Origin of the sequence: Glutamicibacter sp., from assembly GCF_050701915.1 — a bacterium.
Taxonomy (GTDB): Bacteria; Actinomycetota; Actinomycetes; order Actinomycetales; family Micrococcaceae; genus Glutamicibacter.
Map to the genome: position 1 here is coordinate 1 of NZ_JBOGEG010000002.1, position 15,121 is coordinate 15,121.

At 61.8% G+C, this 15,121-nt stretch carries 12 protein-coding genes; 11 read left to right on the plus strand and 1 reads right to left on the minus strand.

The features are described 5' to 3' along the window. The first annotated feature begins 119 nt into the window (after nucleotides 1–119). From ACRDT3_RS02120 to ACRDT3_RS02160, 9 genes are all read left to right on the plus strand, one after another. Entirely contained in the window at nucleotides 120–1,316 is a 1,197-nt protein-coding gene (locus tag ACRDT3_RS02120; RefSeq protein ID WP_431491387.1) for an amidohydrolase, read from the plus strand. Between the two features lie 287 nt (nucleotides 1,317–1,603). Further along, nucleotides 1,604–2,692: a BMP family lipoprotein gene (locus ACRDT3_RS02125; protein WP_431491388.1), complete on the plus strand. Its 1,089-nt coding sequence runs from the start codon at nucleotides 1,604–1,606 to the stop codon at nucleotides 2,690–2,692. Between the two features lie 141 nt (nucleotides 2,693–2,833). Next, the gene (locus ACRDT3_RS02130; RefSeq protein WP_431491389.1) at nucleotides 2,834–4,432 is read left to right on the plus strand and encodes an ABC transporter ATP-binding protein; all 1,599 of its coding nucleotides are present in this window, start codon (nucleotides 2,834–2,836) and stop codon (nucleotides 4,430–4,432) included. After that, nucleotides 4,429–5,634: an ABC transporter permease gene (locus tag ACRDT3_RS02135; RefSeq protein WP_431491390.1), complete on the plus strand. Its 1,206-nt coding sequence runs from the start codon at nucleotides 4,429–4,431 to the stop codon at nucleotides 5,632–5,634. Before ACRDT3_RS02130 ends, ACRDT3_RS02135 begins: the two co-directional genes overlap by 4 nt. Further along, nucleotides 5,631–6,902 (plus strand): ABC transporter permease, encoded by a 1,272-nt coding sequence (locus ACRDT3_RS02140; RefSeq protein WP_431491391.1) that lies wholly within the window; start codon nucleotides 5,631–5,633, stop codon nucleotides 6,900–6,902. Before ACRDT3_RS02135 ends, ACRDT3_RS02140 begins: the two co-directional genes overlap by 4 nt. Before the next feature lie 9 nt (nucleotides 6,903–6,911). Continuing rightward, nucleotides 6,912–7,322: a cytidine deaminase gene (locus ACRDT3_RS02145; RefSeq protein WP_431491392.1), complete on the plus strand. Its 411-nt coding sequence runs from the start codon at nucleotides 6,912–6,914 to the stop codon at nucleotides 7,320–7,322. Between the two features lie 43 nt (nucleotides 7,323–7,365). Then, nucleotides 7,366–8,679, plus strand: a complete 1,314-nt coding sequence (locus ACRDT3_RS02150; protein WP_431491393.1) for a thymidine phosphorylase — start codon at nucleotides 7,366–7,368, stop codon at nucleotides 8,677–8,679. A gap of 652 nt (nucleotides 8,680–9,331) precedes the next feature. Further along, nucleotides 9,332–10,006: a DedA family protein gene (locus tag ACRDT3_RS02155; RefSeq protein WP_431491394.1), complete on the plus strand. Its 675-nt coding sequence runs from the start codon at nucleotides 9,332–9,334 to the stop codon at nucleotides 10,004–10,006. A 103-nt stretch (nucleotides 10,007–10,109) separates the two neighbouring features. Then, on the plus strand, nucleotides 10,110–11,303 hold the full coding sequence (locus ACRDT3_RS02160) for an adenosine deaminase (RefSeq protein WP_431491657.1): 1,194 nt from the start codon (nucleotides 10,110–10,112) through the stop codon (nucleotides 11,301–11,303). A gap of 88 nt (nucleotides 11,304–11,391) precedes the next feature. Here ACRDT3_RS02160 and ACRDT3_RS02165 read toward each other — a convergent pair whose 3' ends face one another. Then, nucleotides 11,392–12,882, minus strand: a complete 1,491-nt coding sequence (locus tag ACRDT3_RS02165) for an aldehyde dehydrogenase family protein (protein WP_431491395.1) — start codon at nucleotides 12,880–12,882, stop codon at nucleotides 11,392–11,394. 110 nt (nucleotides 12,883–12,992) lie between these two features. Between ACRDT3_RS02165 and ACRDT3_RS02170 the strand changes: the two genes are divergently transcribed. Together ACRDT3_RS02170 and eno are read left to right on the plus strand one after the other, a co-directional pair. Further along, entirely contained in the window at nucleotides 12,993–13,691 is a 699-nt protein-coding gene (locus ACRDT3_RS02170) for a MazG nucleotide pyrophosphohydrolase domain-containing protein (RefSeq protein WP_431491396.1), read from the plus strand. Nucleotides 13,692–13,783: 92 nt separating this feature from the next. Then, complete coding sequence (gene eno, locus ACRDT3_RS02175; RefSeq protein ID WP_431491397.1) at nucleotides 13,784–15,064, plus strand: phosphopyruvate hydratase; 1,281 nt, start codon at nucleotides 13,784–13,786, stop codon at nucleotides 15,062–15,064. The last annotated feature ends 57 nt before the right edge of the window (nucleotides 15,065–15,121 follow it).

The following is a 15,121-nucleotide window of genomic DNA, read 5'->3' on the forward strand; positions in this document are numbered from 1 at the left end:
CCGGAGAACCGGGGCCCGCCGCCGTTCTGCTTCATGCGACTGTTGCACGCTGCGCGTGAACATTACGCGAAAACTGTCCTCCCGGGCCGCTGGACGAGTATCTTCAAAAGGTGTCCACCGTGAATGAAAATGACTATCCGGCTTCCGTCAGCGACTTCACCGAGCCGCTCATCGATCAGCTGATCGGCTTCCGCCGGGAACTGCATCGCAACCCGGAGCTGTCCTTTGCGGAGCACCAAACCACCGAGCGAATTCTCGAAACCCTGCATGCCGCCGGCCTGTCGCCGCAGAAGATGGCCGACACCGGCGCCTTCGTGGATATCGGCGAAGGCCCTATCCGCATCGCCTTCCGTGCCGACATCGACGCGCTGCCGGTGGTGGAGGAAACCAACCTGGACTACGCCTCGATGACCGAAGGCGTGGCGCACGCCTGCGGCCACGACATCCACACCACCGTGATGCTCGGCGTGGCCCTGGCCCTGGGCAGGATGCATGCCGCCGGCAAGCTCGATGGCTGCGTGCGGGTGATCTTCCAGCCCGCCGAGGAGAAGCTTCCCGGCGGGGCGCTGTCGGTGATCGAGCAGGGATTGCTCGATTGCGTGCCGCGGGTGCTCGCGCTGCATTGCGACCCGCGGATCGACGCCGGGCATATCGGCACCCGTATCGGTGCGATCACCTCGGCGAGCGACACCATCCGCATCGAGGTCAATGGGCGGGGCGGGCACACCTCGCGTCCGCATCTGACCGAAGACATCGTTTTCGCGATGAGCCAGATCGCCACCCAGGTCCCGGCCGTGCTCGGACGCAAGGTCGATGTGCGCTCGGCCGTCTCGGTGGTCTGGGGCCAGATCCATGCCGGCAGCGTGCCGAACGCGATACCGGCCACCGGATACCTGGCCGGCACCATGCGCTGCCTGGATGGCGATGTCTGGTACGAGGCCGGAGAGCTGCTCGACCAGGCCGTGCGCCAGATCGCTGCTCCCTACGGAGTGGAGATCAAGCTGCAGCACACCCGCGGAGTGCCACCGGTAGTCAACGCTCCGGCGGAGACCGCATTGATCGAGGACGCCGCGCGCCGCGAGTTCGGCGCCGAGGCCATCGAACTGACTCCGCAGTCCATGGGCGGCGAGGACTTCGCATGGATGACGCAGAAGGTTTCCGGTGCGATGCTGCGGCTGGGAACCCGCACCCCGGGCGGCAAGACCTACGACCTGCACCGCGGGGACTACATCCCTGACGAATCGTGCATTGGCGTGGGGGTTCGCATCATGGCGGCCGCCGCCATGCAGGCCGTGCGCGAGGCAAGCGCCACATAGGGCGTTGGCCACATCAAACCCGAAAGTTTTTAACATTTCTTTGACGCTTTAACAATTCGGTCAGTGACTTGGGCATTGGCGTTAAGCGCTTGCCGTTTTGCGGCCAGTTAGTTATCTGTTTGTAATCTTTATCGTCTTTACCTGTGACATATCTCCGATAGGCTATGGAAACGATGGGAATGCTATGACTTTTGGTGTGCTCGAGTAAGGCCTAGGCAATGAAGCCTTGCACGAGGGTCAGGTGTCTTGCCTCCCGCATTATCTCGCAAGATTCTTTGGAGGAACAGATGCGCTTCGTATCGCGCAAGACCGGTATGGCTGCCGCCATGCTCGGCATCTCGGCATTAGCTTTGAGCGCCTGCGGCGCTGCACCAGAAGAGACCAGCTCGGCTGGCCAATTCCCGGACTACGTCGGCTGCATTGTCTCCGACTCCGGTGGATTCGACGACCAGTCCTTCAACGAATCTTCCTTCCGCGGCTTGAAGAACGCCGAGAAGGACCTGGGCATCCAGACCAAGGATGCGGAATCCAAGTCGAACGCCGACTTCGCGACCAACCTCAACGGCATGGTCAACGCAGGCTGCGACCTGACCGTCACCATCGGCTTCCTGCTGGGCGACGCGACCGCTGAGGCTGCTGCGGCAAACCCGGACAAGAACTTCGCCATCGTCGACTTCCAGTACGAGAAGCCGATCGAGAACGTCAAGCCGATCATCTACGACACGGCCCAGGCTGCCTACCTGGCAGGCTACGCCGCAGCCGCTGCATCGAAGACCGGCACTGTTGCCACCTTCGGCGGCATCAAGATCCCTACCGTCACCATCTTCATGGACGGCTTCGCTGACGGCGTTGCCAAGTTCAACGAAGACAAGGGCAAGGACGTCAAGCTGCTGGGCTGGGACAAGAAGAAGCAGGACGGAACCTTCTCCGGCGACTTCGAGAAGCAGGATAAGGGCAAGCAGATCACCAAGAACTTCATCGCTTCCGGCGCAGACGTTGTCATGCCTGTAGCCGGCCCAGTGGGCAAGGGCGCTGGCGCTGCAGTGGTCGAGGCCAACAAGGGTGGCAAGGAAGCCAAGCTCGTGTGGGTCGACTCCGACGGCTTCCTGACCGCTCCTGACTACAAGGACGTCATGCTGACCTCGGTCGTCAAGACCATGGACACCGCAGTTGAAGATGTCATCCGCACCGACGCCGAGGGCAAGTTCGACTCGACCCCGTACGTCGGCACCTTGGAAAATGAGGGCGTTGCACTGGCACCGTTCCACAACTTCGATGAGGAAATCGGCGAAGACACCAAGAAGGAGATCGAAGCCCTGAAGCAGCAGATCATCTCCGGTGAGCTGGAGATCGATTCGGCCTCCAGCCCTAAGTAGGTCTAGGCGAACTAGCCATGGAGCGCGTCACCGCTCGCCGCAATACAGCGGTGGGCAGGTGACGCGCTTTATGCCTGCCTAAGGGCCAAAATAACCTGCAAGCAAGAACCTCGCCAAACGAACAATGAAGATGGTGGAATCGTGAAACTCGAACTACGAGGAATCTCGAAAGCCTTCGGTTCTTTCTACGCCAACAAAGATATCGACCTGACGGTCGATGACGCGCAGATTCACTGTCTGCTCGGCGAAAATGGTGCTGGAAAGTCCACGCTTATGAACGTGCTCTACGGTCTGTACCAACCGACCGAGGGCCAAATCTTGCTGGACGGGAAGCCCGTCGAGTTCTCCGGACCAGGCGATGCCATGGCCTCGGGCATCGGCATGGTGCACCAGCACTTCATGCTGGTCCCGGTCTTCACCGTGGCCGAAAATATTGCCCTCGGCGCAGAAACCACCAAGGCTGGTGGCGTACTGGACCTGCAGGTCACCCGCAAGAAGATCCGCGAGATCTCCGACCGCTACGGTTTCGACGTGGATCCGGACGCGATCGTCGAAGACCTGCCGGTGGGTGTGCAGCAGCGTGTTGAGATCATCAAGGCCCTGGTGCGCGAGGCCAAGATCCTCATCCTCGATGAGCCGACCGCGGTGCTCACCCCGCAGGAAACCGACGAGCTGCTGGACATCATGCGCCAGCTCAAGGCCAACGGCACCTCCATCGTCTTCATCTCGCACAAGCTGCGTGAAGTACGTGCCGTCTCCGATGTGATCACCGTGATCCGCCGCGGCGAAGTCATCGATTCGGTCTCTCCGGAATCTTCCACCACCGAGCTGGCCAACCTGATGGTGGGCCGCGCGGTGGAACTGAACCTGAACAAGGCGGCAGCCACTCCAGGGCAGGCGGTATTGCAGGTCAGGGACCTGACGGTTGTCGATCCGGCAGGCACCACCACGCTGAACTCGGTCACCCTGGATATCCATGCGGGCGAAATCCTTGCCGTCGCCGGTGTGCAGGGCAACGGCCAGACCGAACTGACCGAAGCGATTCTGGGCACCCAGCCGGTCACCAACGGCTCGGTCAAGCTCGCCGGCCAGGAACTGGTTGGCAAGTCGGTCAAGCAGATCCTGCGTTCGGGCCTCGGCTTCGTTCCCGAAGACCGTTCGGTGCACGGCCTGGTCACCCAGTTCTCCATCGAGGAGAACCTGGTGCTGGACCTCTACGATCGCCCGCCGTTCGGCAAGGGCATCTCGATGAACCTGGATGCGATCAAGAAGAACGCCGCGCAGCAGATCCAGGGCTTTGACGTGCGTACCGATAACCCGCTGAACCCGGCCTCCAGCCTCTCGGGCGGCAACCAGCAGAAGGTCGTCATGGCCCGCGAGCTGAGCCGCGATTTGAAGCTGTTCATCGCTTCACAGCCGACCCGCGGCGTGGACGTGGGCTCCATCGAGTTCCTGCACCGCCGCATCGTGGCCGAGCGCGACAAGGGAACCCCGGTGATGATTGTGTCCACCGAGCTGGATGAGGTCATGGAATTGGCCGACCGCATCGCCGTGCTCTACAAGGGCAAGATCAACGGAATCGTGCCGGGGGATACCTCCCGCGAAGTGCTGGGCCTGATGATGGCCGGCGTTTCGCAGGAAGAAGCCCTGGCCCAGGCCGAATTCGCGAAGGCGGACAACGAGCCGGTTGAAGCCCAGCCAGCTAGCGAGCACGACAACCAGGAAGGAGAAGCACAGTGAGCGAAAAAGCACCTGTGGTTCCCGACTCCGGCAAGCCGGGCAATGACCTCTTGCGCCAGATCACCCAGGGGCCGGGACTGGTCTCGATCCTTGGCGTCATCGTCGCACTGGTCATCGGCGGCCTGCTGATCGCCGTAACCGATGAGAAGGTGGGCGAAACTGCCGGCTACCTCTTCGCCCAGCCTTCGGCCTTCTTCGGCGAATTCTGGCGTGCGGCCACTGAAAGCTACGTGGCGCTGTTCAACGGCTCGATCTACAACTCCGCCCAGGGGTTCAAGCCATTCCTGGAGACCCTGACCGTCTCCACCCCGCTGATCTGCGCCGGTCTGGGCGTGGCCGTGGCATTCCGCGCCGGCCTGTTCAACATCGGTGCCCAGGGCCAGATCATCATCGGTTCGGTGCTAGCCGCCTACATCGGCTTCGCCTGGCACCTGCCATTCGGCTTGCACCTGCTGCTGGTGATCGTCTTCGGCCTGCTCGGCGGCGCGATCTGGGGCGGCCTGGTTGGCCTGCTCAAGGCCAAGACCGGCGCCCACGAAGTGATCCTCACGATCATGTTCAACTACGTGGCCGTGTACCTGATCGACTTCCTGATGAACACCCAGGCCTTCCGCCGTCCCGGCGAGACCAACCCGATCTCGCCCATCCTGGACAGCTCGGCCATCTTCCCGGCGATCCCCGGATCGCGTTTGCACCTGGGCTTCGTGATGGCGGTGCTGCTGGTGCTGGCCGTGTCCTGGATGTTCAAGCGCTCCACCGTGGGCTTCGAATTCCGCGCCGTGGGCCATAACCCGGAAGCCGCGCAGACCGCCGGCATCAACGTGGCCCGCACCACCATCATCGCGATGGCGCTGGCTGGCGCCTTGGCCGGTGCCGCAGGCGTGGCCCAGGTTGCAGGCACCGAAAAGGTGCTCACCGGCGGCATCGCCGGTTCGCTGGGCTTCGACGCGATCACCGTGGCCCTGCTGGGCCGCTCCACCCCGTGGGGCACCTTCCTCGCGGGCCTGCTCTTCGGCGCGTTCCAGGCCGGTGCGGTGAACATGCAGATCACCACCGGAACCCCGATCGACATCGTATCGGTGGTGCAGTCGCTGATCGTGCTGTTCATCGCCGCCCCGCCGCTGGTCAAGGCCATCTTCGGCATGAACCGCAAGAAGAAGCGCAGCTCCAAGCTCGAACCTACTAAGGCAGGTGCCAAGTGACCGCAACCACCTTGCAACCGGCAATTAACGTCTTGCCAAGCAAGAAGACCCCGATCATCCTTTCGGTGATCGCAGTGATCGTCTTCTTCAGCTTCGGCTTGCTGGGCAACGACCAGGCAGCGCACTTCACGCTGAACAGCGCCGGCGACGCCTTCGAGCTGCCGGAAGTGGTCTTCCCGGGCCGCATCACCAACATCGTGTTCGGCGTGCTGCTGCTGGCCATTGCCGCCTACTCCTGGCTTCAGCGCAATCAGGGCAAGTTGCTGGCCACCTGGATGGTCGCCGTCGCGGCCGTCCTGTTCGTGCTGGGCTTCCTGATCTGGGTGGTCTCCGGCGCCAACATCAACAGCATTTCGCTGGCCAGCCTGCTGGCCGGTGGCGTGGTGCTGGCCGTGCCGCTGGTCTTCGGTTCGCTTTCCGGCGTGCTGTGCGAGCGCGCCGGCGTGGTCAACATCGCCATCGAGGGCCAGCTGCTTGGCGGTGCTTTCACCGCGGCACTGGTCGCCTCGCTGACCCAGAGCGCCTTCGCAGGCCTGATCGCCGCCGGCCTGGCCGGCGCACTGGTCTCACTGGTCCTGGCTATCTTCTCCATCAAGTACGTGGTCAACCAGATCATCGTCGGCGTGGTCTTGAACGTACTGGTTTCCGGTATCACCGGCTTCCTGTTCACCACCGTGATGCAGGAAGACCCGGAGCGCTTCAACTCGCCGGCGCACCTGCCGGTCGTCGAGATCCCGCTGCTTTCCTCGATCCCGGTCATCGGCCCGATCCTGTTCAAGCAGTCGGTCATCGGCTACCTGATGTACCTGGCCGTCTTCCTGGTCTGGTTCGGCCTGTTCAAGACCAAGTGGGGCCTGCGCGTGCGCGCCGTGGGCGAGCATCCGAAGGCAGCCGATACCCTGGGCATCAAGGTCAACGCGATCCGCTTCTGGAATGTCACCCTCGGCGGCATCGTGGCCGGCATCGGCGGTTCCTTCTTCACCCTGGTGGCCATCGACTCCTTCACCAAGGAAATCTCCGGTGGCCGCGGCTTCATCGCGCTGGCCGCAGTCATCTTCGGCCGGTGGAACCCGATCGGCGCGTTCCTGGCCGCCCTGCTCTTCGGCTTCGCCGATAACTTGCAGGTTATCCTGACGATCATCGGCACCCCGGTACCAAGCCAGTTCATGGCCATGATGCCTTACCTGGTGACCATCTTCGCAGTGGCCGGCCTGGTCGGGCGTTCGCGCGGACCGGCAGCCGCGGGCGAACCGTACGTGAAGGAATAGCGATTTCCCATGGATAGCAACAACGCGCCGTGGCCGCAGCTCGAAGCTGCGGCTGCGGCCGCGCTGTCTCAGGCCTACGCGCCCTACTCGAACTTCCGGGTGGGCTCGGCGGCACTGACCAGCGACGGCCGCCTGATTTCCGGGTGCAACATCGAGAACGCCGCGTACGGGGTCACCCTGTGCGCTGAATGCGCCATGGTGGGCCAGCTCTTCGCCACCGGCGGGGGCACCATGGAATACTTCCTGTGCTTCGGCCAGCTTCGCGAGGGCGAGCTCGAACTGATTACCCCGTGCGGCCGCTGCCGCCAGCTGCTTTTCGAGCACCGCGGGGCAGACCTGTTGATCAAGACCGCCCGCGGAATCGTGGGAATCGAAGACCTCTTGCCTGACGCGTTCGGGCCGCAGAATCTGAATTTCTAGCGCCGGAGCACACCGGCCAACAGCAGAATGGAAGGTGCCTGATATGGCTACCGAGCAATTCAGTGCCGTCGAAGTCATCCGCGCAAAGCGCGATGGCGGCGAACTGAGCAACGAGATGATCGACTGGACCATCGATGCCTATACCCGCGGGGCCATCGCAGAAGAGCAGATGTCCGCGTTGAACATGGCCATCTACTTCCAGGGCATGAACCGCAACGAGATCTCGCGCTGGACCACCGCGATGATCAATTCCGGGGAACGCATGGACTTCTCTGCCCTGGCCGATCCATCGGGCAGGAAGCTGGCCACCACCGACAAGCACTCCACCGGCGGCGTGGGGGACAAGATCACCTTGCCGCTGGCTCCGCTGGTCGCCAGCTTCGGCGTCGCTGTCCCGCAGCTTTCGGGCCGCGGGCTGGGCCACACCGGTGGAACCCTGGACAAGCTCGAAGCCATTCCCGGTTGGAAGGCAGACCTGTCCAACGAGGCGCTGTTCTCCCAGCTGTCCAATGTCGGCGCGGTCATCTGCGCCGCCGGCACCGGACTGGCTCCGGCGGACAAGAAGCTCTACGCATTGCGCGATGTCACCGCCACCGTGGAAGCCATCCCGCTGATCGCTTCCTCGATCATGAGCAAGAAGATCGCCGAGGGCACCGGCACCCTGGTTCTGGATGTGAAGGTCGGTTCCGGCGCGTTCATGAAGGACGAGGCCATGGCCCGCGAACTGGCCGAGACCATGGTGAACCTGGGCACCGATGCCGGGGTGAACACCGTGGCGCTGCTGACCAATATGGAAACCCCGCTGGGCCTGACTGCTGGCAACGCCATCGAGGTCGAGGAATCCGTTGAGGTTCTGGCCGGCGGCGGACCGGGCGACGTCGTGGAGCTGACCGTTGCCCTGGCAACCGAGATGCTTGCCGGTGCAGGCATCAAAGACGTGGATGTCGCCGGTGCGCTGAAGAACGGCAAGGCCATGGATGTCTGGCGCAAGATGATCGCGGCCCAAGGTGGAGACCCGGATGCCAAGCTGCCGGTAGCCAAGGAATCGCACACCGTAGTGGCGCCCGCCGAGGGCGTACTGCTCAAGCTCGATGCGATGGACATCGGTCTGGCCGCTTGGACCCTGGGGGCAGGGCGTGCACGCAAGGAGGATAGCGTCCAGGCTGGCGCCGGCGTGCGCATGCACGTGAAGCCAGGTGCCTTGGTTCGCCGTGGCGAGCCGATTGCCACCTTGCTGACCGATACCCCGGCCAAGCTGGAGCGCGCCATTGAGTTGGTCCAGCGTTCCATCATGATCGGTTCGGCTGATGACCGTCCGGACACCCGACTGATCTTGGATCGCATCGCAGCCAAGTAGGCGAAATTTGATCCGCAGTTAGGGAGCCGGGAAACACTTTGCCGTGTTTCCCGGCTCCTTTCTTGTCGTCGCCCTAACCGCCTGGAAACAGCGCGTCACTCCAGCAGAAATTTCCGGCCTGTTCTGGATATGCCGAGGCGAAAACCGAGATGTCAGTAGCTGCATCAAGGGTGAAGCCGCACATCTAGAGGAGCGGAGAGGCACTAAACCGGGTATGCCAGCTTGTCTGGGCGTGAGGTGATCTCCGGTTCGTTCTCCGCGCGGGCCATAGTTTTCCTTGGGCTCGCTGCCTGCAGCGGCTGCGCCTTCCTTTTTCGAGGACCGTGCAATTTCAGTTCATATTCGAAGCAGAAACTACTGATTCCAATGGCCTGCCAATCGTGGGGGCCATGCCCGTCTTGGCCAACTGAACCAGAAATACAAAATGAGACTAGGCGGGATCGGCCCGTCAGTGGTCGCAATGGAGGTTCCCAGAAAGTTCCCGGGAACCATAACGACGTAGTCAATCGTTAGACAGTTATCTCCTACCAAGGTCGCGGGTGGGAATTGTCCACAACGCCTCGTTAGTAGGATGCGCACTAGCTAGGTCTCGAGCGAAAATGGAAAGACATTCATCGCAATGAGCGCTTTGGGAAAGTAGATGTAAGCACGCATGGAATTAGTTAATGAGGCAATCACGCAGGCCGCCAGCGCATGGTGGATCTTGCCGTTATTGTTTCTGTTCTGCATGATCGATGCGATTTTCCCACTCGTTCCGAGTGAATCATTTTTGGTTTCACTGGCCGCGGTAGGAATCCACACCGGCGTTCCCAACCTTGTCCTGATCGGCTTGCTAGGTGCCGGCGGCGCCTTGCTCGGCGACCAAATCACTTTCGCCATCGGACGGAAGATTGGATCCAGGGGATTCAAGTGGATGCGCGGGCAACGCGCGCAGCGGGTGCTGAACTATGCCGAGAAGAAACTTGAAACCTCGGGGGCTCTGCTGATATTTACGGCCCGGTACATCCCGATTGGCCGTGTGGCGGTGAACCTGACCGCGGGCGCCACCGGATTCAGCCACAAGCGCTTCACCCTCTTCGACACCATCGGCGTGCTGACCTGGGCTGCCTATTCCGTCAGCATCGGTGCGCTGGCCGGCAACTGGATGCACGACAACAAGCTGCTGGGAATCATCGTCTCCATTGTCATTGCTGTGGTGCTTGGATTCATCATCGACCGGATCGTCAGCTGGGTGCTGGGGCGTTTGCATCGCCGTGCTGCGAAGCGCGAAGAGCACTCGGTGCAACCAGTTCGAGAGACCGTCCCGCCAACCCCCGACGAGGGTTAACCTCCCGTATTGATCAGGGTCACATAGTGGCTCGCAGATCTTTACCCGTTGGAGCTGTCAGTTCCGCGAAAATGCGACTAGGCTCAGTGATGTGACTGAAGAAATGATTCATACTGACTACGATCCCGAATTCGACTTCCGGGATCTGCCTAAAGTTTCGCTCCATGACCACCTCGACGGTGGCCTGCGCCCTCAGACGATCATCGAGCTGGCCGCCGAGATTGGACACGAGCTGCCAGAGACCGAAGCTGAAGCTTTGGGCGAATGGTTCCGTGAATCAGCCGACTCCGGCTCGCTGCCACGCTACCTGGAAACCTTTGAGCACACCGTCGCGGTCATGCAGACCCGCGATGCGCTGATCCGCGTAGCCCGCGAATTCGTCGAGGACCTCGCTGAAGACGGCGTCATCTACGGCGAAGTCCGCTACGCCCCAGAGCAGCACCGCCGCGATGGCTTGAGCCTGGACGACGTCGTTGACGCCATCCAGGAAGGCCTGGACCAGGCCTGCGAGAAGCTCAACGCCGAGGGCCACCCGATGCAGATCGGCCAGATCGTTACCGCCATGCGCCACAGCGACCAAGGCGTGGAAATCGCCAAGCTGGCCCTGCGCCACCGCGGTCGTGGCGTGGTCGGTTTCGATATCGCTGGTGCTGAAGACGGCTTCCCGCCATCGGTGATGAAGGAAGCTTTCGACCTGCTGGCCGAGAACCTCTTCCCCACCACCGTGCACGCTGGCGAAGCAGCCGGCCTGGATTCCATCAAGGAAGCCATCCTGATCGGCCGCGCCCAGCGCCTGGGCCACGGTGTCCGCGTTGCCGAGGATATCGAAATCGAATTCGGCGCTATCGATGAGAACGGCGAAGAACTCAGCGACGACACCGGCCTGGTATCGCTGGGTCCGGTAGCAAACTGGGTTCGCGAACGCGGCATCCCGCTGGAAGTGTGCCCATCCTCGAACCTGCAGACCGGTGCTACCGCCAAGTTCGGCGAAGGCATCGGGAACCACCCGATCGACCTGCTGGTCCAGACCGGTTTCAATGTCACCATCTCGCCGGATAACCGCCTGATGTCCGGCACCACCTTGTCCGATGAGTTCGAATTGCTGGTAGAATCCTTCGACTACGACTTGGAAGATCTGCTGGATCTGACTCTGAACGCCGCCGAAGCGGCCTTCGTACCGCTGGAAATGCGCGAGCTGCTCGTTGAGTACATCAACGACTACTACGACAACCTGCTGGAGGACGAGGACGAGGTCGAGGACTACGAAGAAGACGAATACGAAAACGTCGCCGACTAATCCCCGGACTCAGCCGCCAGGCAACCACCGAAGCCGCCCCCCTGCTCAATGCAAGGGGCGGCTTCGGTGGTTCCAGGGCACTAGATTCCTAGAACGGGTACTGCTTCTTGGTGGACTGCACGCCGACCCAGTGATCGGTGGTGAACTCCTCAATAGCCCACTCGCCGTTGAATCGGCCCAGCCCCGAATTCTTCTCGCCGCCGAACATCACGTGCGGTTCATCGTTGACCGTGATGTCATTGACATGGGTCATTCCGGCCTTGATGCCGCGGGCAAAGGCGACGCCCTTCTCGAGATTTTGCGTGAAAACGGCCGAGGACAATCCGAATTCGGTGTCGTTGGCCAGTTCCAGCGCATGCTCTTCGGATTCGGCCTTGGTGATGCCCACGACCGGGCCGAAGATCTCCTCGCGGAACAGTTCCATGCCGCTGGTGACATCAGCGAAGACGTGGGGTGAGACCACGCGGCCGTTGATGGAGCCTGCCAGGACTTCGCGCGCGCCCTGGGCACGGGCGGTCTTAATCTTGCCGCTGACCGACTCCAGCTGCGCATCGTTGATGATCGGTCCCACGAGGTTGGCTGGATCTGCGGCATCGCCATAGCCGAGCTTGCTGACCTGCTCGATGAACTTCTCGATGAAGGCCTCGTAGACCGGGGCCTGGACGATGATGCGGTTGATCGCCATGCAGATCTGCCCCTGGTGCAAGAACTTGCCCAGGGTCGCTGCCTTGGCCGCTTCGTCGAGGTCAGCATCTTCGAGCACGACGAAGGGCGCGTTGCCGCCAAGCTCCAGCGCCACGCGCTTCATATGCTCGCCGCTGACCGCGATTTTCCCGACGTTCTTGCCTACCGGGGTCGAGCCGGTGAACGAAACCAGCGATGGGGTCTTATGCGCCACGAAGTAATCGCCGATTTCCGAACCGGATCCAACCACTGCGTTCAATACCCCGTCGGGCAGGCCAGCCTCGGCGAAAGCCTTGGCCAGGACCAAGGCACCCACCAGAGGGGTGTCCGAGGCGGGCTTGAGCACGACCGCATTACCCAGAGCCAGGGCAGGTGCCACGGACCGAGCCGAAAGCAGCATCGGGAAGTTCCACGGGCTGATGACACTCACCACGCCGACCGGTTCGCGGTAGACCCGGTTCTCCTTGCCCTCTGCATTCGATGGCAGGATCTTTCCATGCACGCGGGTTGGGAAGGTGGCCGCTTCGCGGATGGCCGCGATGGTGCCGCCCAATTCGATGTTCGCCTTCAGATGCGTGGAACCGGACTCGGCAATCAGCAGCGCCAGGATGCCCTTGAAGTTCGACTGCAGGTAGTCTGCGGCCTGGTTCAGGATCTTCGAACGCTTGCCGGGGGAGAACGCCGCCCAACTTGGCTGCGCAGCGGCGGCAGCGCCGTAGGCAGCGTCAACGTCTTGGGTTGAAGCCTGACGGATCTCGGCCAGGAGCGAGTCATCGAAAGGGTTGGCAGTGCGCAGGATGCGCTCGGAGCGACCTTCTACCCACTGGCCGCCGATGAAGAGTCTGGCTGGAAGCTGGTCCAGGAATTCCAGCTGGGAGGTGTCTTGGACGGTCATTGGCAATCCTTCGCGTCGTCGGGATGAACTACGGCCATGCTAGCCCGAAAGGGCAGCGATTGGGATCTAATTGGCCGCGGGCTGAAAGCTCGCTTCGATAGCATGTTCTTATGCCGGAGAACAGAACGCAGCTGGACCAGCTCAACGCGACCGTACGGATCCTTCGCAGCAGATGCGCCTGGACTGGCGCGCTGACTCACGAGTCGTTGCGCACCTACCTCATTGAGGAAAGCTATGAAGTCCTGGACGCCATCGCTGAACAGAACCCGGCCCTGTTGAAGGAGGAGCTGGGGGATTTGTACTTCCAGATCCTGTTGCACTCCGTAATCGCTGAGGAGCAAGATCATTTCGGCCTGGAAGATGTCGCCGAAACGCTGAACGCGAAGTTATTGCGTCGCAACCGGCATATTTTTGACGAGCATGGACAGATCCGCCAGCAGATCATCACGGATGTCGATGAGATTATCCGCGTTTGGGATGCAGCGAAGCAGGCGGAACGCGCGGGCCAGCCCAAGAAGCGGAAGAACGCTGGACTGCCCGCTGGGCTGCCGTCCCTGGCGCTCGCGCAGAAATTGCTCGATCGCCATGCCAGAGCAGGATCGGCGCAGCCCGCGGCCGGACTTGTCACCGAGCAGGTTCGTGAACGAATCGTCGATGAGTTGTCCCTGGCCGAGGAATTAATGGCCCTGTCGGCGAGGGCCGAAGAGCTGGGATTGGATGCTGAATCGGTGCTGCGGGCGGCCCTGAGCCAGCAATACGGCGCGGAAACTGACGCAACAACATCGCCCAAATCACCTTCGAAGCGCTAGGCTAGAGACAGGCAATGGCGCCGACGGTCTTATCAGCGACCGCTGGTTGACCTGCCCCTAGACCACCCCTTTTCTACAAGGAGTCCATACTCATGGCATTGATTGACGCCATTCACGCGCGCGAAATCCTTGATTCCCGCGGCAATCCGACCGTCGAGGTCGAGGTCCTGCTATCCGACGGCTCGCATGGCCGTGCCGCTGTTCCTTCCGGTGCATCCACCGGCGCTTTCGAAGCAGCTGAGCGTCGCGACGGCGACAAAGACCGGTACCTCGGCAAGGGCGTACTGGGTGCTGTAGAGTCCGTCATCGACGAAATCGCCGACGAGCTGGAGGGCCTTGACGCCACTGACCAGCGCGCCATCGATGCCACCATGATTGAACTGGACGGCACCGCCAACAAGTCCAAGCTGGGCGCAAACGCCATCCTCGGCGTCTCCCTGGCAGTGGCCAACGCCGCTGCAGTGAGCGCCAACCTGCCACTGTTCAAGTACCTGGGCGGACCGAACGCGCACGTACTGCCAGTGCCATTGATGAACATCCTCAACGGTGGCTCCCACGCCGACTCCGACGTGGACATCCAGGAATTCATGATCGCCCCGATCGGTGCGCCGACCTTCTCCGAGGGCCTGCGCTGGGGCGTCGAGGTTTACCACAACCTCAAGTCCGTGCTGAAGGAAAAGAACCTTTCCACCGGTCTGGGCGACGAGGGCGGCTTCGCTCCCAACCTGCCAAGCAACCGTGCGGCTCTGGAGCTGATCACCGAAGCGATCAAGCGCGCTGGCTACACCCCGGGCGAAGACATTGCCCTGGCGCTGGATGTTGCTTCCTCCGAGTTCTACGAGAACGGCGCTTACCAGTTCGAAGGCAAGGCGCTGTCTGCCCAGGAAATGAGCGACTACTACGCTGGCCTGGTTGCCGACTTCCCATTGGTTTCGATCGAGGACCCACTGGATGAGGACGACTGGGATGGCTGGAAGACCCTGACTGACGCCATTGGCGAGAAGGTACAGCTGGTAGGCGACGACCTGTTCGTCACCAACCCGCAGCGCCTGGCCGATGGCATCGCCAAGGGCACCGCCAACTCGCTGCTGGTGAAGGTCAACCAGATCGGTACCCTGACCGAAACCATCGATGCGGTGACCATGGCGCAGCGTGCCGGTTACACCACCATCACCTCGCACCGTTCGGGTGAAACCGAAGATGTCACCATCGCCGATATCTGCGTGGCAACCAACGCCGGCCAGATCAAGACCGGTGCACCAGCTCGCTCCGAGCGCGTAGCCAAGTACAACCAGCTGCTGCGCATCGAAGAGGACCTGGGTGCCTCGGCGGTCTACGCTGGCCGTAGCGCGTTCCCGCGTTTCAACAGCTAATTTTCAGTAATAGCGAATAAGCTCGTCGGTAGTGGATACCGGCGGGCTTTTCGTTAT

Bases quoted from the DNA above. Each gene is read 5' to 3' on its own strand.
- ACRDT3_RS02125 (WP_431491388.1), top strand. From the start codon at position 1,604: ATGCGCTTCGTATCGCGCAAGACCGGTATGGCTGCCGCCATGCTCGGC.
- ACRDT3_RS02145 (WP_431491392.1), top strand. From the start codon at position 6,912: ATGGATAGCAACAACGCGCCGTGGCCGCAGCTCGAAGCTGCGGCTGCG.
- ACRDT3_RS02150 (WP_431491393.1), top strand. From the start codon at position 7,366: ATGGCTACCGAGCAATTCAGTGCCGTCGAAGTCATCCGCGCAAAGCGC.
- ACRDT3_RS02155 (WP_431491394.1), top strand. From the start codon at position 9,332: ATGGAATTAGTTAATGAGGCAATCACGCAGGCCGCCAGCGCATGGTGG.
- ACRDT3_RS02160 (WP_431491657.1), top strand. From the start codon at position 10,110: ATGATTCATACTGACTACGATCCCGAATTCGACTTCCGGGATCTGCCT.
- ACRDT3_RS02165 (WP_431491395.1), bottom strand. From the start codon at position 12,882: ATGACCGTCCAAGACACCTCCCAGCTGGAATTCCTGGACCAGCTTCCA.
- ACRDT3_RS02170 (WP_431491396.1), top strand. From the start codon at position 12,993: ATGCCGGAGAACAGAACGCAGCTGGACCAGCTCAACGCGACCGTACGG.
- eno (WP_431491397.1), top strand. From the start codon at position 13,784: ATGGCATTGATTGACGCCATTCACGCGCGCGAAATCCTTGATTCCCGC.